Annotated in this window: 15 protein-coding genes; 10 read left to right on the forward strand and 5 right to left on the reverse strand. The window is 41.8% G+C overall.

Annotated elements, in window-relative coordinates; genetic code table 11:
• The first annotated feature begins 19 nt into the window (after positions 1–19).
• The 4 genes from FEK29_RS03440 to FEK29_RS03455 all read left to right on the forward strand — a co-directional run bounded on the left by FEK29_RS03440 (position 20) and on the right by FEK29_RS03455 (position 8,255).
• The gene (locus FEK29_RS03440; RefSeq protein WP_138256985.1) at positions 20–2,440 is read left to right on the forward strand and encodes an FtsX-like permease family protein; all 2,421 of its coding nucleotides are present in this window, start codon (positions 20–22) and stop codon (positions 2,438–2,440) included.
• An 81-nt stretch (positions 2,441–2,521) separates the two neighbouring features.
• On the forward strand, positions 2,522–4,921 hold the full coding sequence (locus tag FEK29_RS03445) for an ABC transporter permease (RefSeq protein ID WP_138256986.1): 2,400 nt from the start codon (positions 2,522–2,524) through the stop codon (positions 4,919–4,921).
• 201 nt (positions 4,922–5,122) lie between these two features.
• Entirely contained in the window at positions 5,123–7,531 is a 2,409-nt protein-coding gene (locus tag FEK29_RS03450; RefSeq protein ID WP_138256987.1) for an ABC transporter permease, read from the forward strand.
• Between the two features lie 58 nt (positions 7,532–7,589).
• Positions 7,590–8,255, forward strand: coding sequence for an ABC transporter ATP-binding protein (locus FEK29_RS03455; RefSeq protein ID WP_138256988.1), 666 nt, complete (start codon positions 7,590–7,592; stop codon positions 8,253–8,255).
• Here FEK29_RS03455 and FEK29_RS03460 read toward each other — a convergent pair.
• Positions 8,252–9,925, reverse strand: a complete 1,674-nt coding sequence (locus tag FEK29_RS03460) for an amidase (protein ID WP_138256989.1) — start codon at positions 9,923–9,925, stop codon at positions 8,252–8,254. The genes FEK29_RS03455 and FEK29_RS03460 overlap by 4 nt on opposite strands.
• 201 nt (positions 9,926–10,126) lie before the next feature.
• On the opposite strand from FEK29_RS03460, the gene FEK29_RS03465 reads away from it, so the two are divergent.
• The 5 genes from FEK29_RS03465 to FEK29_RS03485 all read left to right on the forward strand — a co-directional run bounded on the left by FEK29_RS03465 (position 10,127) and on the right by FEK29_RS03485 (position 13,404).
• Positions 10,127–11,269: an Mrp/NBP35 family ATP-binding protein gene (locus FEK29_RS03465; RefSeq protein WP_138256990.1), complete on the forward strand. Its 1,143-nt coding sequence runs from the start codon at positions 10,127–10,129 to the stop codon at positions 11,267–11,269.
• A gap of 11 nt (positions 11,270–11,280) precedes the next feature.
• Positions 11,281–11,520 carry a NifU family protein gene (locus FEK29_RS03470; protein WP_138257341.1) on the forward strand — a complete coding sequence of 80 codons (240 nt, stop codon included), beginning with the start codon at positions 11,281–11,283 and terminating at the stop codon, positions 11,518–11,520.
• A gap of 67 nt (positions 11,521–11,587) precedes the next feature.
• Positions 11,588–12,646, forward strand: a complete 1,059-nt coding sequence (locus tag FEK29_RS03475) for an NAD(P)/FAD-dependent oxidoreductase (protein WP_138256991.1) — start codon at positions 11,588–11,590, stop codon at positions 12,644–12,646.
• A 39-nt stretch (positions 12,647–12,685) separates the two neighbouring features.
• A complete protein-coding gene (locus tag FEK29_RS03480) occupies positions 12,686–13,039 on the forward strand; it encodes a four helix bundle protein (protein WP_138256992.1) in 354 nt (117 codons plus the stop codon).
• Between the two features lie 35 nt (positions 13,040–13,074).
• Positions 13,075–13,404 carry a 2Fe-2S iron-sulfur cluster-binding family protein gene (locus tag FEK29_RS03485; protein WP_138256993.1) on the forward strand — a complete coding sequence of 110 codons (330 nt, stop codon included), beginning with the start codon at positions 13,075–13,077 and terminating at the stop codon, positions 13,402–13,404.
• Between the two features lie 230 nt (positions 13,405–13,634).
• Here FEK29_RS03485 and FEK29_RS03490 read toward each other — a convergent pair whose 3' ends face one another.
• The 4 genes from FEK29_RS03490 to FEK29_RS03505 form a co-directional block, all read right to left on the reverse strand.
• On the reverse strand, positions 13,635–15,374 hold the full coding sequence (locus FEK29_RS03490; RefSeq protein ID WP_138256994.1) for an ABC transporter ATP-binding protein: 1,740 nt from the start codon (positions 15,372–15,374) through the stop codon (positions 13,635–13,637).
• A gap of 108 nt (positions 15,375–15,482) precedes the next feature.
• The gene (locus FEK29_RS03495) at positions 15,483–16,157 is read right to left on the reverse strand and encodes an ABC transporter ATP-binding protein (protein ID WP_138257342.1); all 675 of its coding nucleotides are present in this window, start codon (positions 16,155–16,157) and stop codon (positions 15,483–15,485) included.
• Between the two features lie 28 nt (positions 16,158–16,185).
• Positions 16,186–17,448, reverse strand: a complete 1,263-nt coding sequence (locus FEK29_RS03500) for an ABC transporter permease (RefSeq protein ID WP_138256995.1) — start codon at positions 17,446–17,448, stop codon at positions 16,186–16,188.
• Entirely contained in the window at positions 17,445–18,440 is a 996-nt protein-coding gene (locus tag FEK29_RS03505) for an efflux RND transporter periplasmic adaptor subunit (RefSeq protein WP_240042649.1), read from the reverse strand. The genes FEK29_RS03500 and FEK29_RS03505 overlap by 4 nt, the downstream gene beginning before the upstream one ends.
• A gap of 261 nt (positions 18,441–18,701) precedes the next feature.
• Here FEK29_RS03505 and FEK29_RS03510 point away from each other — a divergent pair, with 261 nt between their 5' ends.
• Positions 18,702–20,882, forward strand: coding sequence for an acylase (locus FEK29_RS03510; protein ID WP_138256996.1), 2,181 nt, complete (start codon positions 18,702–18,704; stop codon positions 20,880–20,882).
• Positions 20,883–20,966 lie beyond the last annotated feature (84 nt).

Here is a 20,966-nt window from a genome sequence, read left to right on the forward strand (position 1 = left end):
TCAATTACAAACGAAAAACATGTTTAAAAACTATTTGAAAATCGCATGGCGCAATCTTTTTAAGAACAAAGGATATACCATCATAAATATTGGAGGTCTTGCGTTGGGTATTGCAGTGGCCCTATTCATTGGCTTATGGGTACATGATGAATTATCCTTCAATACCAATTTTAAAAACCATGAACGCATAGCTCAGGTTTTGATGAACAAGACTGGAAATGGGGAAACCCGAACCCGGTACAATCATCCCTATCCACTGGCCGATGAATTGCGTAGCACATACGGTGAAGATTTTGAAGAGGTGGTCATGAGTTCCTTTCCCGGAGACAATGTGTTGTCCGTAAAAGATAAACACCTGAATGAATACGGGGCATTTATGGAGAAAGGTGTCCTTCGTATGTTCTCGTTTCCTATGTTGAAGGGGAATCAAAATGCACTCAGTAATCCCAATGCCATTATCATCTCCGAATCCACTGCTAAAGCGTTTTTCGGTGATGAAGATCCCATGGAAAAAACAATGCAGTTGAATAACGACGCGGTGGTTACGGTGAAAGGTGTTTTTAAAAATTTACCGAACAATGCCAATATTTTTGATGCCCTTAGTGCATTTTCTGAGCCAAAGGCCCTTCAATTTGTCGCTTCTTGGGATTTGTATGTGACCATGAACGATTGGGTGAAGACGGCGCGCGATCAAAAGTTATGGGACAATAATTCTTATTTGCTTTATGCACAGATAGCGGATAATTCTTCCATGCAATCCGTAAGCGATAAAATAAAGAATGTTATTTACCAGCATGTACCCGAGGGCACTAAACGGAGCAATCCTCAAATATTTCTGCATGCTATGGAGGATTGGCATTTACGGTCTACTTTTCATAATGGACAATCCGTTGGGGGAACCATCCAATATGTACGTATGTTTGGCATTATAGGCATATTTGTGCTATTGTTGGCCTGTATTAATTTTATGAACTTAAGTACGGCCAGGGCCCAAAAACGTGCCAAGGAAGTAGGGATAAGAAAGACAGTGGGTTCCCGGAGGAACCAATTGGTGGGTCAGTTCATGTTCGAATCTTTGTTGGTTACCCTTTGTGCCTTTATTTTGGCCTGTGGACTTGTATTGTTATTCCTGCCCTTTTTCAATCAATTGGCCAACAAACAGATTTTGTTTCCTGTCGTCAACCCTATTTTTTGGATTATTTGCGCAGGATTAATTTTGGTTACGAGTCTTTTGGCCGGCAGCTATCCGGCAGTATACCTTTCCTCTTTCCGTCCTGTAAAGGTGTTGAAAGGAACTATCCGTACGGGGAGGTCGGCGACATCATTTCGCAAAGTACTGGTTGTCGTCCAATTTACGGTTTCCATAATTCTGGTAGCCGGTACGGTGGTGGTTAATCGGCAGATTCAACATTCCAAGGACCGACCTGTTGGGTACGACAAAAATGGATTGGTCATGATCGAAAAAACTACAGAAGATTATCAAGGCAAATACAATGCGCTTCGCGATGCTTTGAAAGAAACTGGCGTGGTAAAGGAAATGGCGGAATCCTCAAGTCCTTTGACCGAGGTTTGGAACAGTAATGCCGGTTACGAATGGGAAGGTAAAGACCCCGATTTCATTACCAATATTGTTGCTTTTTATGTATCCCATGATTATGGAAATACTGTGGACTGGGATTTGTCCCAAGGACGCGATTTTTCAAGGGATTTTGCTTCGGACTCTACCAGTTACATCTTAAATGAGGCTGCTGTAAAGTATATGGGATTGGAAAATCCGATTGGTAAAAAGATTCGTTGGTATGATGGGCAACATGAGGTCATTGGAGTGGTTAAGAACCTATTGACCGAATCACCTTTTGAGCCCGTTAAGCCGGCCATATATTCCCTTAATTATAATCAGACCAACTGGATTAATTTAAAACTGGCATCTGGAAAAAGCCTAGCGGCATCGCTCGGTCAAATCGAAACGGTCCTTAATAAGTTCTCGCCTGGCGTTCCGTTCAACTATCAATTTGTAGATGCTGCTTTTGGAAAAAAGTTCAAGACTGAGGAGCGTATGCGAAAATTGTCTGAAATTTTCTCGATTCTTGCGATATTCATTAGTTGTCTGGGTCTTTTTGGATTGGCCACTTTTATGGCTGAGCAGCGCACCAAGGAAATTGGCATCCGAAAAGTTTTGGGTGCTTCCGTTCCGAGCCTATTCCAACTACTTTCCAAAGAATTTGTGGTCTTGATAATTGTTTCTGGTCTTATCGCGGTTCCCGTTGCATACCATTTTATGAAACAGTGGTTGGAAAATTATACTTACCGAACGAACATGCCATGGTGGGTTTTTGGAACTGCAATTATTGGAGTCTTACTAGTGGCCATATTAACGGTGAGTTATCAAGCGGTAAGGGCAGCTAAGGTGAATCCAATAAAAAGTTTACGTACAGAGTGACACATTTTTAAAAAAAGGTAGTCTTTATAAAAACATCAACCTTTGCTGAGCATAGTCGAAGCATCAAAGAAATCATCAATCATGTTTAAAAACTATCTAAAAATCGCTTGGAGAAACCTTCTAAAAAATAAAGGTTATACTTTAATCAATGTCGGTGGACTGGCATTGGGAATGGCCGTCACCCTGATTATTGGCCTTTGGATACAGGATGAACTTTCATACAACAGCTATTATAAGAACAAGGAAAAAATCGCCCAGATTTATCAATCCCAAACCTTCAATGGAGAAACAGGTACAGGACCGGCCATACCAAGACCCCTTGAAAAAGCATTGAGGGACGGTTATAGCGACAATTTTGAGCATTTGATCATGTGTTCCTGGACCAATGACCATTACCTTAAATATGGGGAGAAAAGTATTTCCAGATCGGGCAATTATATGCAGCGTGTAGGTCCGGAACTTTTTAATCTCCAAATTATAAAAGGAGAAAAGGACGGATTAAGGGAAATCAATTCCATAATGCTATCGGAGTCCACGGCCAATGCTCTCTTTGGAAGTGAAGACCCAATCGGTAAAATCGTAAGGGTAAGCAATGAGCACGATATGAACGTAAGTGCCGTCTACAAGGATATTCCCTTTAATAATTCTTTCAATGATACGGATTGGATTATTTCGTGGGAAAAGTATTTGGCCAATAACGAATGGATACGAAATGCGGAGGACCAGTGGGGCAATAATTCCTTTCAAATGTTTGTTCAAATAGCAGATAACACCTCCATTGATGCAGTTACAAGAACCATAAAGGACGTAAAGAAAAATTTGAATGAGGATACGGCGGAATTCAATCCCCAGATTTTCCTCTTTCCAATGAAAGATTGGTACCTAAGAAGTAGTTTCGAAAACGGAAAGCAAGTAGGCGGTCGCATAAAATATGTATGGCTTTTTGGTATTATCGGGGCATTTGTGTTACTGTTGGCCTGTATCAACTTTATGAACTTAAGTACGGCTCGCTCTGAAAAACGGGCCAAGGAGGTGGGAATCCGGAAATCTATTGGCTCCCAAAGGGGGCAATTGATCTATCAATTTTTAAGCGAATCCTTTTTGGTCGTACTATTCGCCTTTTTCTTGGCACTATTGATCGTACTGCTATCCCTTAACGGTTTTAACGAACTGGCAAGAAAGGAAATTTCTTTTCCTTGGGGTAACGGACTTTTTTGGTTGGTGTCCCTAATTTTTATTTTGTTCACGTCCTTATTGGCAGGTAGCTACCCTGCCTTATATCTTTCGTCCTTTAGACCTGTGGATGTGCTGAAGGGAAATTTTAAAGTGGGGAAATATGCCGGATTACCCAGAAAAATATTGGTGGTAGTGCAGTTTACCGTTTCGGTGGCATTTATTATAGGGACGGTCATTGTGATGCAACAAATCAATCATGCCAAAAATCGACCGGTTGGTTATGATAAGGAGGGATTGATACAAATTCCAACGTTCAGTCAGGATTTTAACGGTAAGTATGATCTGATGCGAACCGAATTTCTAGCATCCGGAGCAGTGGTGGAAATGTCTTCTTCTAGCAGCCCTACCACTCGGATCTGGTCGAACAGGGGAGGTTTTACCTGGGAAGGAAAGCCGGAGGGGTTTCAAGAAGACCTAGCTTGGACCGAGGTCTCCCCGGAATATGCAAAGTCACTCAACTTGAAAATAGTAGAGGGCAGGGATTTTTCAAGGGAGTACGCTACAGATTCTTTAGGCGTGCTTATCAATGAAACGGCCAAAAAATATTTAGGAATGCCCGATCCAGTAGGTAAATTTTTAAAGGACGACGATGAGGAAGATCCAAATCCACCTTTAAAAATTATTGGCGTGGTGCAGGATATGATCACCCAATCGCCATACGAGCCGGTAAAACAAGGTGTCTATGTATATGATCGGTATAACAATTCCAGCTACTACAACCTAAGGTTAAATCCGCAGCAAAGTGCCAATCAGAATATTGCGGTCATAGAGAGGGTCTTTAAAGAGCATTTTCCAGCGATACCATTCGAGTATGAGTTTATAGACGCGGAGTATGGCGAAAAATTCGCCTCCGAGGAGCGAATCGGTACACTTTCGGGCATATTTACCGCCTTGGCCATTCTGATCAGCTGTTTGGGACTTTTTGGGCTGACATCCTTTGTTGCAGAGCAGCGCAAGAAGGAAATTGGTGTTCGGAAGGTATTGGGAGCTTCTATATTCAATGTATGGAACATGCTTTCCAAAGACTTTTTAAAGCTGGTCATTATCTCTTGTTTTATCGCTGTACCCATCGCTTATTTTATCATGAACGGCTGGCTTCAGGAATATCCGTATCGTGTAATCTTAAAGTGGTGGATTTTTGCTTTGGCAATGTTAGGTGCGCTCGCCGTAACCCTGCTAACGGTAAGTTTTCAGGCAATTAAAGCAGCCAAGGCCAACCCGGTAAAAAGTTTACGGACGGAATAGGACTGGGTTTCGGTATATAATTTTAACTGAACTGTTGTAAACTTAATTTACATCTTTTGTAAAAATATTGGACAGTGTTATATATTCAGATTGATTTAACCGGTTAATATTCAATGCGTTAATCCTTTGGCATGGTAATCGATTCTCTTGTATTGAAAGAAGGGAGGTAATCAATTCGAATCAATCAAAGAACGAATAATCATGTTTAAGAATCATATCAAAGTCGCTTGGAGAAATTTAATCAAGGATAAAACAAACACGTCCTTAAATATTATTGGCTTATCAGTTGCTTTTGGGGTAGCTATTTTATTGGGAATGGCCGCTTTGTATCAGCTTTCCTTTGATAATTTTCATGAAAATGGGTCATCCATCTATAAAATTATCAGAACCCAACAAACCCCAAAAGGTCCTGAAGCAGGTACGGTACAACCTGCACCCTTGGCACCTGCCTTAGAGGCTGAGGTCCCAGGAGTGAAACGGATTACTAGGTATTTACAGGACGGTACCCTTGCATTTCACAACGATAATGAAGTGGATATGGATATTGTTTGGGTAGACAAAGATTTCTTTTCCATGTTCAGTTTCCCGATTTCCAACGGAAATGAAAAGGAACCTTTAAATGGGATTTCCTCTGTGGTATTAACTAAAAAAGCGGCAGATAAACTTTTCGGTTCTACGGATGTTATTGGTAAAACGCTAAATCTATTGGTAAATGGCACTCAAAAACCATTTACGGTAAGTGCCATTACGGATGATATTGTACCTCAAAGTACCTTGGAATTTGAAATTGCGGCCCGTTTTGAAAGTCACTGGGACTATTTTGATAACAGGGAGGAGTGGGATTCCCAATACCATGATGTATATGTTGAATTGGATAAGGGAGTGACCGCTTCTGGTTTTGAAAATAGTACCACCTCCTTTGTGGACCTTCACTACAAAGAGAGCATAGATATTTTAAAAAGGGATGGGGCTTCCCCTGATTCAAATGGTCGATTTATGGACTTGAAATTGGTACCCATGGTCGATGTTCACTTCACCAGTTTAAAAAATGGGACGATTCAGATAAGTAGGAGCATGCCCTATCTCATTTTGGGAGTTGCCTTTTTGATTCTATTCATTGCCTGTGTGAACTACATCAACATGAGTATTGCCAAATCGGCAAAACGCCTTAAGGAAATAGGAATGCGTAAAACCTTGGGAGCTCAAAAAAAACAACTTTTCCTTCAGTTTTGGAGTGAAAGTCTATTTGTATTTCTAGTATCCATAAGTATAGGGGTTTTGTTGAGTTTGGTCTTTTTGAATGAGTTTAAAACGATGTTCAACACCCATATTTCAGTGGAAATGTTGTTGAAACCTATGGTAATTCTTGGGCTGCTTGGATTGGTTCTAATCATATCGATGTTTGTAGGGGGCTATCCAGCTATGTTAATGAGTCGTTTGGGAACCATCCAATCTTTAAAAGGAAAACTGGAATCTACGGGCAGCAACAAGGTTAGGGATATACTTATGGTTTTTCAATTTGGGATTGCTATTTTATTGATCATTGGCACCTTGGTATTATGGGGGCAGATTGAGTATATGCGCAACAAAGACCTGGGATACGACAAGGAACAGGTAGTTTCCTTTCCGTTGAACGGAAAACGCAATAGCAATGATGTGGTAGACTTGCTAAAGGATGAATTACAGGGTAACCCGGATATCATATCTGTTAGTGGGGCGGATAGTAATTTGGGACTTGGAAAAGATGGTAGTAGATCTCACAGTAAAGTTGGTTTCGAATATAAGGGGAGAGCCGTAATTACCAATTTTTTGGTAATAGATCATGACTATATCAAAACCTTGGGGTTAGAGGTAGTGGCAGGTAGGGATTTTGTGAGTGCTGCAGATAGCTTAGGGGTGGTCATTAACGAATCCATGGCTAAGGAATTAGGGGAAGAAGACCCACTTACAGCGCAATTGGAAATTGAGGATGGTGTTTATTATCCGGTTCTTGGGGTCATTAAAGACTATAATTTCAATGATTTGGACCGAGCTATTGAACCCATTACCTTTTTTATGAGCCGGGAATGGGGGCTTACCTATGCCTATGCAAAAGTGGCACCTCAAAATATGGCAAACTCCTATGATGCCTTGGAGCGTACTTGGAACAAACTGGAACCGAACGCTACATTTTTGGGTTCTTTTTTGGACGAGAATGTAGACAGGACCTTTAGAAGTGAAAAAACAACCGCCAAAATGATTACCAGTGGTTCTTTAATAGCCATTGTGTTAAGTTGTATGGGACTTTTTGCTATGTCCTTGTTAATTGTTTCGCAACGTACCAAAGAAATTGGGATTAGAAAGGTAGTTGGTGCCAGTGTAACTTCCATTACTTATATCCTCACCAAAGATTTCCTTAAATTGGTCTTGTTCGCCTTCCTTATAGCTTCCCCTATTGCTTGGTATGTAATGAAGAAATGGTTGCAAAACTATGCTTACAGGATAGATTTGAGTATTTGGTTCTTTATCGGGGCCGGTGCTCTGGCTATTATTATAGCATTGCTTACTATTGGAACGAGGACCATTAAAGCAGCAAGGGCCAATCCTGTTAAAAGCTTGCGAACTGAATAAGTTTCGTCTTTCTGCAATTGTCTAAATACTATCGTCTAATATCTAAAATCTAACAACTATGTTATTACAACTAAAAAATATTTTCAAGTGGGTGAACTCTGGCGGTCAGCGGATTTTTTTATTGAAGGATATCAATCTAGAGGTAGAGGAAAGTGAGTTTATTTCGGTAATGGGCCCTTCGGGTTCTGGAAAGTCTACCTTATTGAATGTTATAGGGATGTTGGATACCTTTGACGAGGGCGAATATAATTTTTTGGACGAATCTGTGCACACCCTAAAAGAAAAGCACCGTTCCAACCTGTATAAGGAATATATCGGTTTTGTTTTTCAATCCTATCATCTCCTGGATGATTTAACGGTACAGGAAAATTTGGAAATGCCCCTTCTGTATAAAAAATTTAAAGGTTCCGAAAGGAAGGCCATGGTGGCCGATATGTTGGACCGATTCAATATTGTGGGCAAAAAGGATTTGTTTCCGGCACAATTAAGTGGAGGGCAACAACAATTGGTGGGTGTTGCCAGGGCCTTGATAGCCAATCCAAAACTCATCTTGGCCGACGAACCTACTGGAAACCTCAATTCACAACAGAGCGAGGAAATAATGCAGCTTTTCAAGAAACTGAATAAAGAGGAAGGTGTTACCATTATTCAAGTTACGCACTCAGAAAAAAACGCTGCTTACGGTTCCCGGATTATCAATTTGTTGGACGGCAGGAAGGTTTAATCCATATACCCTTCCGGATGCATCTCATCAAACTCCGTTTGTTCTTGGAACGCTTTTGCCAATAAAAGAATACTCGCCTCGTCATACAGATTCCCAACCAAGGTGATGCTGGTCGGGTGTTTGTCTTTGTCCAAACCCGTTGGAATGGAAATAACGGGATGTCCCGTCAGATTCGTGATAACCAATTGTCTGTTTCCGAAGGAGGGGGAGATAATAACATCATAGTCCTTGATCAGTTCGTGCATTTTCTCGATCAGGACTTCCCGATGCCGATTGGCCTGAAGATACTCTACAGCGGGAATGAACCGAGCCTGGCGCAGGGAATTCGCTCGTGAGCGCTGGTCCTGTTCCACCATCTTGTCTACGTCGGATGAACGTACCAGGTCATCAAAAAAGGCCCCCGCTTCGGCCCGTAATATGATATCGAAACCACTATAGGGAACATCTTCCGGCAATTCCAGAGAGTCCATTTGCACACCCATCTTTTTAATAACCTCCAATGCCTTTACCATGTTGTCCTTGGATTTGGAGGTGTCCTTGTCGATGTCTTTTTTCAGATAACCTACCTTAAGGGTAGTAACATCCTTGTTTTTGTCTAACCCAAAAGGATAGTCCGTAGTAGTGGGGTCCATGGCATCTTTTCCCGAAATAATACTATAGACAATGGCGCAATCCTCCGCATTTCTGGCCATAGGGCCAATTTTATCCATGGACCAACTCAGGCTCATAACGCCATACCTGCTCACCCGGCCGTAGGTAGGGCGTAGCCCTGTAATGCCATTACGGGTACTGGGAGAAGTAATACTTCCCAAAGTTTCGGTACCCAAGGCGAAAGGAACCAACCCCGCTGAAGTGGCGGACCCTGAACCTGCGGATGAACCGCTTGCGCCCTCTTTAATATCCCATGGATTTTTAGTTTTCCCACCAAACCATACATCACCACGCGCCAAGGAACCGGATACCAGTTTCGCAATCAATACGCCCCCGGCATCCTGAAGTTTTTCGACTACGGTGGCCGTCATATCGAACTCCTGCTCCTTATACGGTTCTGCTCCCCAAGTCGTTTTATATCCTTTTACAGAAATCAAGTCTTTTACGCCATAAGGAATACCGTGTAAAATTCCACGGTATTTTCCCGCTTGCAATTCGGCATCCATTTTTTCGGCCTGTTCCATGGCCATTTTTTCGGTAATGGTGATGGTGGATTGGAGTACTCCGTCGTATTTTTTGATTCGGTCCATAAAAAACTGGGTCAATGCTACTGAGCTTATTTTTCCATACTTGATGAGCGATGCCAGTTGTGGTATGGTATAAAAGGCGAGTTGGGATTTATTGGCAGGTAGTTCAACACCCTTAGGAATCTCCCAAATAGGGAAGGAGTCCTGCGGCCTTGGGACGAAATTCAAGGGCAGCGGATCAAATTTGATAGCAGGGAATACCGTATAATCCAATTCGTAGGCTCGTAGCGAGTCGAATCCTTCCCTATTGCGTTCCAAATACGGATAAAGTGTATCAAGCTGTTTTTTGGTAAAGGCAACGCCCACCAAGTTCTGAGCTCGCTTTACGTCCCTTTTGTTGAATTCGCGCTTCGTCCCTCCACAGGCATACATCAGGAAGACAAAAATGAAAAATACTAAAAGGAAGGGTTTTCTTTTGAGGGTGTGCCGCATGGATAGTCAGTATTGGTTTTGGCCTAAAATACTACATTACACTGATTCGGTATTTATAATCGGTAGTTAAAATGTTTTCTAGCCAAATTTGAATGGTTTACCCTATAAACTGTTCCTATCGTTTTATCTTCAATTTCAATGTAATAGCTTCCTTATCTCAAGCCTAAGGATTATCTTTGTTGTTTAGAATGAATTTACATAATGATGATAGATAAGAAGGAGGTTTTAAAGGCTTTGGAATCCATTACGGTTCCAGGTGAAGGACATAATATGGTGGAGAGCGGGGCCGTGCGAAACATACAGATTTTTGGGGATGAGGTCGAGGTGGATATTACCATAAAAAACCCGAGTCTTCAGGCCAGGAAAAAAACGGAGGTGGAAATTCTCAAGGCAATCCATAGGGAGGTATACGAGAAAGCCAAGATAAAGGTGAACATCAAGGTAGATGCCCCGGCCACGCCTCCAAAAAAGAACGAAATAAAAGGGAAGCCCATTCCGGGAATTCAAAATATCATAGCGGTGGCTTCCGGTAAAGGAGGCGTTGGCAAATCAACCGTAACCGCAAATTTGGCCGTGACCTTGGCCAAAATGGGGTTCAAGGTAGGGCTGTTGGATGCGGATATTTACGGTCCGTCAATGCCCATCATGTTCGATGTGGCCCAGGAAAAACCTTTGGCGGTGAATGTGGACGGAAAATCCAAAATGAAGCCTGTTGAGAATTACGGGGTAAAATTATTGTCCATTGGATTCTTTACCCAGCCCAATCAGGCCGTAATTTGGCGTGGACCCATGGCTTCCAAGGCGCTGAACCAAATGATTTTCGATGCCTATTGGGGTGAAATCGACTTTATGTTATTGGATTTGCCTCCCGGAACTGGAGACATCCATTTGAGCATCATGCAGGCCATGCCGGTAACGGGAGCTGTCGTGGTAAGTACGCCGCAAGAGGTGGCCCTTGCCGATGCACGAAAAGGGGTAGCTATGTTCCAACAGGATTCCATTAACGTACCGGTTTTAGGAATTGTTGAAAATATGGCCTATTTTACTCCTGCCGAAATTCCGGAGAACAAGTATTACATCTTTGGAAAGGAAGGTGCCAAATATCTATCGGAAGATTTGAACGTTCCTTTTTTAGGAGAGATTCCGTTGGTCCAAAGCATCAGGGAGGCCGGCGATGTAGGGAGACCGGCAGCCTTACAAACCGCTACGCCTATTGAGGCCGCTTTTGAGGAACTCACAAAAAATGTAGTTCAACAAGTAGTGGAAAGGAATGAAAATATACCGCCCACAGAGGCGATTAAAATAACGACAATGGCAGGTTGTTCTGCCGTTAAAAAGAAGTAGTTATGACAACAATGACTTCGGACGACTTAAAGGAAAAAGTGGAAAAGGCATTGGAGGAAATCCGACCTTTTTTACAGAGTGATGGTGGGGATATTTCCTTGATTTCGATTGATAATGGAAATTCCGTCAAGGTAAAACTTCACGGCGCCTGTGTAGGCTGTAGTGTCAATCAGATGACCTTAAAAAGTGGTGTGGAAATGACCATAAAAAAGTATGCCCCCCAAATCGAGGAGGTTATCAATGTGGATTGATAACTTGATAAAAGTCATAATTTTTAAGCTTTCCCGAAAGTAGTTTAGCTAGCTAATAGCGCTTTTCATGATTAAAACAGATATACTTATTATAGGGGCCGGTCCAACAGGCCTCTTTGCCGTTTTTGAGGCAGGATTATTACAATTAAAGTGTCACCTAATCGATGCATTGCCACAGGCAGGTGGACAATGTTCCGAAATTTATCCTAAAAAGCCCATCTATGATATTCCAGGTTTTCCGGAAGTTCTTGCTGGGGATTTGGTGGACAATCTCATGGAACAAATCAGGCCTTTCCAACCCGGTTTTACCTTGGGCGAAAGGGCTGAAACCATTGAAAAATTGGAGGACGGTTCTTTTGTTGTTACCACCAATAAGGGAACCCAACATAATGCCCCAATCGTAGCCATTGCAGGCGGACTAGGTAGTTTTGAGCCAAGAAAACCGCTATTGGAGAACCTTGGGGATTACGAGGACAATGGGGTTTCCTATATTATCAAGGATCCAGAAGCCTTTCGAAACAAACGCGTTGTCATAGCAGGTGGCGGGGACTCCGCCCTGGATTGGAGTATTTTCTTGGCCGATGTAGCTTCTGAAGTCACTTTGGTACATAGAAGGAACGAGTTTCGAGGCGCTTTGGATTCTGTGGAGAAAGTGCAGCATCTCAAGAACCAAGGAAAGATAAATTTGATAACACCAGGGGAAATCGTTGGTCTTAACGGGAACGAAAAACTGGAATCCGTGGTGATCCGAAAGACTTCAAATGCCGCGGAAGATATTACTTTAGATGTGGATAACTTCATTCCGCTTTTTGGATTGTCCCCTAAATTGGGACCTATTGCGGACTGGGGCTTGGAAATAGAAAAGAACGCCATTAAAGTAGATACGTTTGACTACCAGACCAATGTACCAGGAATTTATGCCATTGGGGACGTAAATACATACCCCGGTAAATTAAAACTGATTCTTTGTGGTTTTCATGAAGCCACTTTAATGTGCCAAAGTGCCTATCAAAGAATTTTCCCAGATAAAAAATACGTGATGAAATATACCACTGTGGGGGGTGTTAGTGGTTTTGATGGTTCCAAAAAAGAAGCTCCCAAGGCAGTAATAAAAGCGATTGATTGATTTTAGGAAGTAGTACTTAGGAAGCAGAGTTCAGTAATAATGACCGTTCAAAAATATGAGGATTTAGTGGTGTGGCAAAAATCACAAGATTTTGCAATTTCGAAATATAAATCCTTTTCAGGCTTAAAGGACTACTTCTATAAAGACCAGATATTCAAGGCTTCCGTTTCAATTTCCAAGAATAGAGGAGAGGGTTTTGACCGAAAAACCAATATTGATTTCATAAGATTTCTTTACATTGCCACAAGTTCTAAAAGTGAGGTTAGATCTAGGCTTTGGTTATCTCAAAGGTTGAACTTTTTAAATAGTAGCGAAACACAAAAGTTAATAGATAGTTCCAATGAAATTTCAAGGAGGATTTATGGATTAATCAACTCCATGAAAAATTATTAGTTCTTAACCCTTAACCCTTAACCCCTAACCCCTTTATGGATATAAAAATCAAAATAATCGACCGTGATGGTGTCCTCCACGAAATAGACGCACCCACAGATATGAACATGAACCTGATGGAAGTGGTACGCTCTTATGAATTGGCTCCTGAAGGAACTATTGGAATCTGTGGCGGTATGGCCATGTGTGCATCATGCCAATGCTATGTAAAATCTGACCATGAATTACCGGAGAAAAGTGATGATGAGGAAGCGATGTTAGCGGAGGCGTTCAACGTACGCGAAAATAGTCGACTAGGTTGTCAATTGCATATTACGGAGGCTATGGACGGCTTGGAAGTGGAGCTTGCACCTGAGGAACTCTAATAAATTCAAATTCAAGTTCAAATATAAGAGTCAAGTTCAAGACCAAGCGAAAATTTAAATTTGCACTAGAAACTAGAAACTAGAAACTAGAAACTAGAAACTAGAAATTACTTATCAGGATAGTTACTATTGAATTTGTATTTGAACTTTTGATTACCAATTGTTCTCGACTGCGCTCGAACGGTCAGGTTGTATACTTTTTACCAATAACTAACACAACCAACAACCATCTATATCCTCGCCTGATACGTAAACAGATTGTAATACCTACCTTCTTTAGCAATCAATTCCTCATGGGTGCCCAGCTCGGCAATACGACCGTTTTCTATGACCAATATCTGGTTCGCTTTTCGAATGGTGCTAAGACGGTGGGCGATTACGAAAGTGGTTCGTCCTTTGGTAAGTTCGGCCAAGCTTTTTTGAATCAGGGATTCACTTTCGGTATCCAGATTAGAGGTGGCCTCGTCCAAGATCAATATTCTCGGGTTGGCCAAAATGGCCCGGGCAATGGCAATGCGCTGACGCTGACCACCGGATAGTTTTACGCCACGTTCCCCGATTATCGTATCCAATCCTTTTTCGAATCTATCTGTAAACTCGTTTACATAGGCCGCTTTGACCGCTTCTGTTAGTTCTTCTTCTGTGGCATTGGGCCGTGGGAAAAGTATATTTTCGCGTATGGTACCCTCGAAGAGAAAATCGTCCTGTAAGACCACCCCCAGAAATTGTCTAAAGCTGGTCAAATCGATTTTGGCCAAGTCCTGGCCATCAATGGTAATCATTCCAGAATCAGGATTCAAAAAGCTGGCCGCCAAACCTGCAATGGTCGATTTTCCGGAACCAGAACTTCCCACCAAAGCGATTACGTCCCCGGCCTTGGCCTCAAAACTGATATTGTGCAATACGTCCTTATCCTCCTCATAGGCAAAAGACACATCTTCAAAGCGCATATCCCCTTTAATCTCGGTCAGTTCTAGGGTTCGTTGTTTGTCATCGGCTTCCGTCATTTCGTTCATGAGTTCTTCGGTACGGTCCAATCCTGCCAAGGCTTCGGTCAGCTGACTTCCAATATTGCTCATCTGTACAATAGGGGCTACCATGAGTGCCAGTAAAAAGGTAAACTCAAAATATTCGCCCGTGGTGAGTTCGCCCTGCATCATTTTGTACCCCCCATAACCCATCATAATCCCCGTTGTGGCCAAACCTAAAAGAAAGGTAGAGGAACTGGTCATTACTGCGGTAGCCGTTAGGCTTTTCTTCACGTTTTTATAAAGCCGCTCCACACCATCTTCAAAAACTTTGGCTTCCTGTGCTTCGGCGTTGAACCCCTTAATCACCCTGATTCCGCCAAGCGTTTCTGTCAATCGGCCTTTTACTTCCGCATTTATCTTGCCCCTGTCCCTAAAAACAGGGCGTATGATTTTAAAGGCTTTTAGAGCGATGACCGCAAAAAGAATCAAGGGAATAAAGGTCAACAGGGTCATTGTGGCACTGATTCGTAACAAGAGGATCAATGACCCCACTGCGGTCAAAGTACCTCCTACCAATTGGACCAATCCTGTACCGATGAGGTTGCGAACCCCTTCCACATCGCTCATAATTCTTGAAACCAATGAGCCAGACTTGGTATTGTCAAAGAACCGGATAGGCAAAGCCAATACCTTTTTTTGAACCTGCGCCCGCAATTCCGAAATCATGTATTGGGCCTGTATACTGAGAACTTTGGTGAGAAGAAACGACATTACTGCTTGGACCAAAAATGAAAGGATGACTACGGTTACGAGTAACTTTAAAAAGTCGTATTTTTTATTGGGTACTACGTCATCCAAAAAATAGCGCAAGGATATGGGAGCCACAAAACTGGCCGCTTTACTTATTACGATTAATAGCAACCCGATCAAAACCAATTTTCTCCTAGGCCAAATGATGGTCTTAAATGCCTGTAGAATACTTACTTTTTTATCTGCCATAGTACAAAAATACCTTTTTATGGGGATGTGTAATGAATGGAGTACGATAGAGGTAGTTTTTCTATCAATACACTTTGCTTGGAAAGGTTTCAACCTCTTCTGATATCGTCAACTTATAATCCGGCCATCCTCCATTTCTATGATTCGGTCTGTACGTTGTGCAAAATCATTGTCGTGAGTAACTATCAAGAGAGAAAGACCTTCTTCAATGGAAAGCCGTCTGAAAATATTAAATACATTTTCAGAATTATGGCTATCAAGATTACCTGTAGGTTCATCGCCCATAAGAATCGTTGGATTGTTGATTAGTGCCCTAGCTATGGCTACGCGCTGTTTTTCTCCGCCCGATATTCGTGAAGCCTTTTGCTCTGCTAAATGGCCTATATGAAGCATTTCCAATTTCTCTCTTGCGTTTTGCTTTATTTCTTTTGGGGATTTTTCTCCAAGTTTTTTAGCTGGCAACATCACGTTTTCAATAACACTAAATTCCGATAACAAATAATGAAATTGAAAAACAAAACCAATATTCCTGTTGCGTATCCGTGATAGTTCCTCTTTGGAATTTCCGGTAATAAGCTGCTCATTTAAAAACAGTTCTCCGGTATATTCCGTGTCCATAGTAGAAAGAATATAGAGCAAGGTAGATTTTCCACAACCGGACTTCCCGACTATGGAAGCAAATTCACCTTCCTTAATTTTAAAGGAAATATCTTTAAGCACATGAAAGTCCTTGGGCTTATAAAAATGTTTGTCAATGTTTCTTGTTTCCAGGACCAAACTCATCTTTTTCAAAATATTTCTTTGTTTAACCTCATGTGCCCCTAATTATTTTGACCGGATCAATATTTTTCGCTTTGTTGGCGGGAAGATATCCAGCAATAAAAGTGGAGAGTAGGGCAAAAACGATACCTATTATGTAATATAAAGGACTATAATTTATAGGATAAGTTTTGATAGTTGGCAATGCCTCAGTTTCAAACGGTGTATTATCAATCAAAGCAGAAAGGCCAAATCCAACCAAGAGACCCAAAATGCCTCCCATGAATCCTATGATAACTGCTTGACTGATGAAGATAAGTGCTACGTCGTTTCCCGAAAACCCGGTGGCTTTTAAAATGGCAATATCCTTCATTTTTTCATATATGAGCATGTTGAGAATGTTGTATATTCCAAAACCCGCTACAATCAATAAGGTTATGGAAACAGCATAGGTTATCAAGTTTCTTATATTGGAACCCGTTTCAAACTGGGCATTGGCTTCTTTAATATCTATCGCTTTGATATCAAATTGTCGCTCTAATCTTTTTGCCATTGTTGGAGCCAATTCTATATCAAAAAGTTTAATATGTATATCCGTGATGTAGTTTTCGGGTTGTCCCAATATTCGTTGGGCTGTCTTTAGGTTCACGTAGCTTTGTGCATTGTCGATCTCTGCCAATCCACTTTGATAAATCCCTACGATTTTTAGCGGGAAAATGTCGCCAGACACCGTACTAACCTGTATACGGTCTCCTACGGTAAGAGTCATTTTGTCCGCCAACCCAGCTCCCAAAAGAATTCCGTTGGCATTGTTCCTAAGGGCTTCTGGGCTACCTTTTACTATGTAGTCTTTAATATTGGAGAGTCTGGCTTCCTCCATAATATCAGCGCCTATCAACATTCCTCCAAGTTCAATGGAACCTGATAGATAGAATATTTGTGTCTGTAGTTGAGGTGTGGCCCCTTTGACGGCATCATCGGTCTTTAAATACTGTAGAATAGGTAGCGCATTATGGATTTTTTTTTGGCTTTCCTTGGGTTTTATGGAGTTAATTACATTAAAGGTATTTTCAAAATCTGCGTATAAGGAAACTGGTTGCTTTTTGGAAGGTTCTATTTCGTTATACAATCTGATGTGGGGTGTCCGGTTTAGCGTGAGTCCATCCAATAAGTTGTTCAAGCCGGTCATGAAGCCTGCCATGGTAATGTAGGCCCCTATCCCAAAAGTAACACCTAAGGCCGCTGTCACCGTACTTTTCATCTTGGTTAGTAGATGTGTTTTGGCTATTCCTATTATTACGCTCCAATTTATCATTCTATGGGTTTTAGGATAGCTGTATTTTCGTCTATCCCCTCGAGGATTTCGATTAGTTCAAGACTCTGAAGACCAATTTTTAAGGTTACTGGGCCATCCTCTGTTTGTACTTGATTTCCTTTGTTGAGGTAGGATTTGGGTATAGTCAATACTTCATTTTTTTGTGCAATGATGATATTGCCTTCCCCTGCCAATCCAGGATATAGGACTGCTGGAGGGTCAATAAAAGAAGCCTCAACCTTAAAGGTTTGGGAGCGTTGATCCTTCTTTGGATAAATTTTGTAAACATTAGCTTCAAAAACTTCGTTTTTGTATGAGTCCAAGATGACCAGTACTTTTTGTCCTCTGGAAAGTTTTACTATGTCTACCTCGTCTACCAACATTTCTATTATAAAAGTATCACTGCTACCTACCGTAGCAATGGGTTCCATCGTATTTACAATTTCCCCGGGTTCTTTAAACAAGGCGTACACTTTTCCGTTTATGTTGCTCTCTATTGTAAAATCTTGGGTATTGCTCTGCGCTGTAATGTAATTGTTACGTGCTTGTTGCCATTGTGTAGTAAGCTCATTTTTGGTTCGTTGGTAACGATTGATGGTTAAACGAAAGTTGTTCTGGGAGAGCTCATAGGCTAATTTTCTATTCTCATACTGTGCTTTGGAACCAATTTGCTGCTCCCAAAGCCTTTTTTGCCTAAAATAGTTGACGGAGTCGTTTTCCAAGGATAATTTTGCTGACTTTATTTCGTCTTCCAAGGCCTTTAAAACGCCAGAACTACCCTGATAATTTTCTTCCGCCAATTGAAAGTTCAATCTTGCATTTTCCGCATTGAGTTCCGGTGCCGTGTTAACAATCTGAACTAAGGGAAATCCTTTAGGAACCAAGTCTCCTTCCTCTACCAAGTTTCTATGCAGAATTCCAGAAACGGATGCATACGCTTGGTATAAACTGTCCGGTTGTACAGTTACGGAGGCATAGACTGATTCTGTCATGGCCATTTTTTTCGGGTAGATTTTTTCGATTTTTTCTCCACATGAAAACAACCATAACATGGCGAACAATAGAATGCTTTTTTTTAAAAAGGGATATCTAAAATAGTTTGTAAACATAATAACCTATGATAATGGACATGTTAGTTCAAAATCTGTATCCAAACCTACATTAATTCCTATTTCATAAATATGACCATGGTCATATACTTTTTGAATAAGGGCATACAATTATGTATCTTCCAATTCGTAAATATTAAAAATATGAATAAAGTATTTTTTCTCGTTTTTGCATTTTTACTATTTGCCTGTCAATCAAGTAAAGAAAAGAATTCAGAAGTTGAAAAATGGAAGGACCAGGCTTCCCAAATCGAAATCATTCGTGATGATTTTGGTGTGCCCCATATTTATGGCAAGACCGATGCAGATGCCGTTTTTGGATTGCTTTATGCCCAATGTGAGGACGATTTCAACCGTGTGGAACAGAATTATATTTGGGCAACCGGTAGGTTGGCCGAAGTTGATGGTGAGGATGCCATTTACAGCGATTTAAGGGCGAAACTTTTTATGACCGAAGAAGAGGCCAAGGCCAATTACGAAAAAAGTCCGGAGTGGTTAAAAAAATTGTGCGACGCCTTTGCCGATGGTATCAATTATTACCTATATACCCACCCCGAAGTGAAGCCCAAATTATTGACCCGGTTTGAACCTTGGATGCCCATGTATTTTAGCGAAGGCAGTATCGGTGGGGATATCGAACGCATTTCTACCAAAAAAATTGAATCCTTTTACGAGAGTTGGATGGAACTTCCCGTAATGGAGTTGTTGGAAATACAGAAGAAGGAAGAAATGGCGGAACCACAAGGATCCAATGGAATAGCGATATCGGGATCATTAACGGAATCGGGCAACCCCATGTTATTGATCAATCCGCACACTTCCTTTTATTTTAGGGGAGAGGTTCACGTGGTCAGCGAAGAGGGACTGAATGCTTATGGTGCTGTTACCTGGGGACAGTTTTTTGTATATCAGGGCTTCAATGAAAAAACAGGTTGGATGCACACATCTACCTATACCGATGTTATGGACGAATTCAAGGAGACCATTGTAAAGAACGACGGAAAATTGTACTACCAATATGGGGAGGAGCTGCGGCCGGTAGATTCCACATCGGTAACCTTAAAATATACATCGGATACGGGGATCAAGGAACGTACCTTCCCCATGTACCGTACCCACCACGGACCTATCACGCATGCGGTGGACGGACAATGGACGGCATCGGCGATGATGTGGGAACCGGTCAAGGCTTTGGAGCAGTCGTATATTCGCACTAAACAGGATGGGTATGATGGTTTTCGAAAGATGATGGACATTCGCACCAATTCCTCCAACAATACGGTCTATGCCGACGCCGAGGGAAATATCGCCTACTTCCACGGTAATTTTATTCCGAAGCGGGATGTCAGCTTTGATTATTCTGAACCTGTAGATGGGAGCAACCCCCAAACCGATTGGCAGGGACTTCATACCGTGGATGAAAATATTTTGGTATTGAACCCGGAAAACGGATGGATACAGAATTGTAATTCAACCCCATATACCTCTGCTGCTGAATTTAGCCCAAAAAGAGAGGCGTATCCTTACTACATGTCCAAAGACCAGGAAAATTTTAGAGGGATTCATGCGATTGAATTATTGACTGATCGGAAAGGGTATACCATTGATAGCCTTATTCAATTGGCCCACGACCCGTATTTACCTGCTTTCAAGGCTTTGATTCCGGGACTGGTAAAAGCCTTTAATTCCCACGATGATAAAAATCCAAAATTGCAGGAACCCATAGAAATTCTTGAAGAATGGGATTATAAGACCTCGAAAGAATCCGTTGCCATGACCTTGGCGCATTATTATGGCACCGCCATGGGGCAGCGGGCCAACTACCCTCAAGGTCTCAGCGATATGGAACGGATGATTTATTTTGGCGAACACACGGATGAGGGCTTACGCATTTTTGAGGAAGTTGTCGATCAATTGATTTCGGATTTCGGTACTTGGAAAATGCCTTGGGGCGAGGTCAATCGCTATCAACGTCTGAACGGGGACATTGTTCAGGAATTTAACGACAGCCTGCCCAGCGTGGGGGTTGGGTTTGCCTCCGGTCGTTGGGGTGCATTGGCGGCGTATGGAGCTAGATATACTACCCCAGGCGCCAAAAAAATATACGGTACAAGGGGTAATAGTTTTGCCGCAGTGGTGGAATTTGGTGACCAAGTGAAAGCCAAGACCATTTTGGCGGGGGGACAAAGTGGCGACCCGGCTTCACCGCATTTTGATGACCAAACGGAACGCTACATCAATATTGATTGGAAAGATGCCGCTTATTATAGGGAAGATGTTTTGAAAAGGGCTATAAAAACCTATCGGCCTGGAGAAAGAAGGTAATCTCTTTTGATAGCAAGGTTGTCGGTCCATTTGTTTTTGAGCTTGAACTTGACACTTGAACTTGTATTTGTGTTTGCATTTGAA

This window comes from Maribacter aurantiacus (assembly GCF_005780245.1).
Taxonomy (GTDB): Bacteria; Bacteroidota; Bacteroidia; order Flavobacteriales; family Flavobacteriaceae; genus Maribacter; species Maribacter flavus.

Excerpts from the sequence above, each read along its gene's own strand:
- FEK29_RS03440 (WP_138256985.1), top strand. The coding sequence starts at position 20 with ATGTTTAAAAACTATTTGAAAATCGCATGGCGCAATCTTTTTAAGAAC.
- FEK29_RS03445 (WP_138256986.1), top strand. The coding sequence starts at position 2,522 with ATGTTTAAAAACTATCTAAAAATCGCTTGGAGAAACCTTCTAAAAAAT.
- FEK29_RS03450 (WP_138256987.1), top strand. The coding sequence starts at position 5,123 with ATGTTTAAGAATCATATCAAAGTCGCTTGGAGAAATTTAATCAAGGAT.
- FEK29_RS03455 (WP_138256988.1), top strand. The coding sequence starts at position 7,590 with ATGTTATTACAACTAAAAAATATTTTCAAGTGGGTGAACTCTGGCGGT.
- FEK29_RS03460 (WP_138256989.1), bottom strand. The coding sequence starts at position 9,925 with ATGCGGCACACCCTCAAAAGAAAACCCTTCCTTTTAGTATTTTTCATT.
- FEK29_RS03465 (WP_138256990.1), top strand. The coding sequence starts at position 10,127 with ATGATGATAGATAAGAAGGAGGTTTTAAAGGCTTTGGAATCCATTACG.
- FEK29_RS03470 (WP_138257341.1), top strand. The coding sequence starts at position 11,281 with ATGACTTCGGACGACTTAAAGGAAAAAGTGGAAAAGGCATTGGAGGAA.
- FEK29_RS03475 (WP_138256991.1), top strand. The coding sequence starts at position 11,588 with ATGATTAAAACAGATATACTTATTATAGGGGCCGGTCCAACAGGCCTC.
- FEK29_RS03480 (WP_138256992.1), top strand. The coding sequence starts at position 12,686 with ATGACCGTTCAAAAATATGAGGATTTAGTGGTGTGGCAAAAATCACAA.
- FEK29_RS03485 (WP_138256993.1), top strand. The coding sequence starts at position 13,075 with ATGGATATAAAAATCAAAATAATCGACCGTGATGGTGTCCTCCACGAA.
- FEK29_RS03490 (WP_138256994.1), bottom strand. The coding sequence starts at position 15,374 with ATGGCAGATAAAAAAGTAAGTATTCTACAGGCATTTAAGACCATCATT.
- FEK29_RS03495 (WP_138257342.1), bottom strand. The coding sequence starts at position 16,157 with ATGAGTTTGGTCCTGGAAACAAGAAACATTGACAAACATTTTTATAAG.
- FEK29_RS03500 (WP_138256995.1), bottom strand. The coding sequence starts at position 17,448 with ATGATAAATTGGAGCGTAATAATAGGAATAGCCAAAACACATCTACTA.
- FEK29_RS03505 (WP_240042649.1), bottom strand. The coding sequence starts at position 18,440 with ATGACAGAATCAGTCTATGCCTCCGTAACTGTACAACCGGACAGTTTA.
- FEK29_RS03510 (WP_138256996.1), top strand. The coding sequence starts at position 18,702 with ATGAATAAAGTATTTTTTCTCGTTTTTGCATTTTTACTATTTGCCTGT.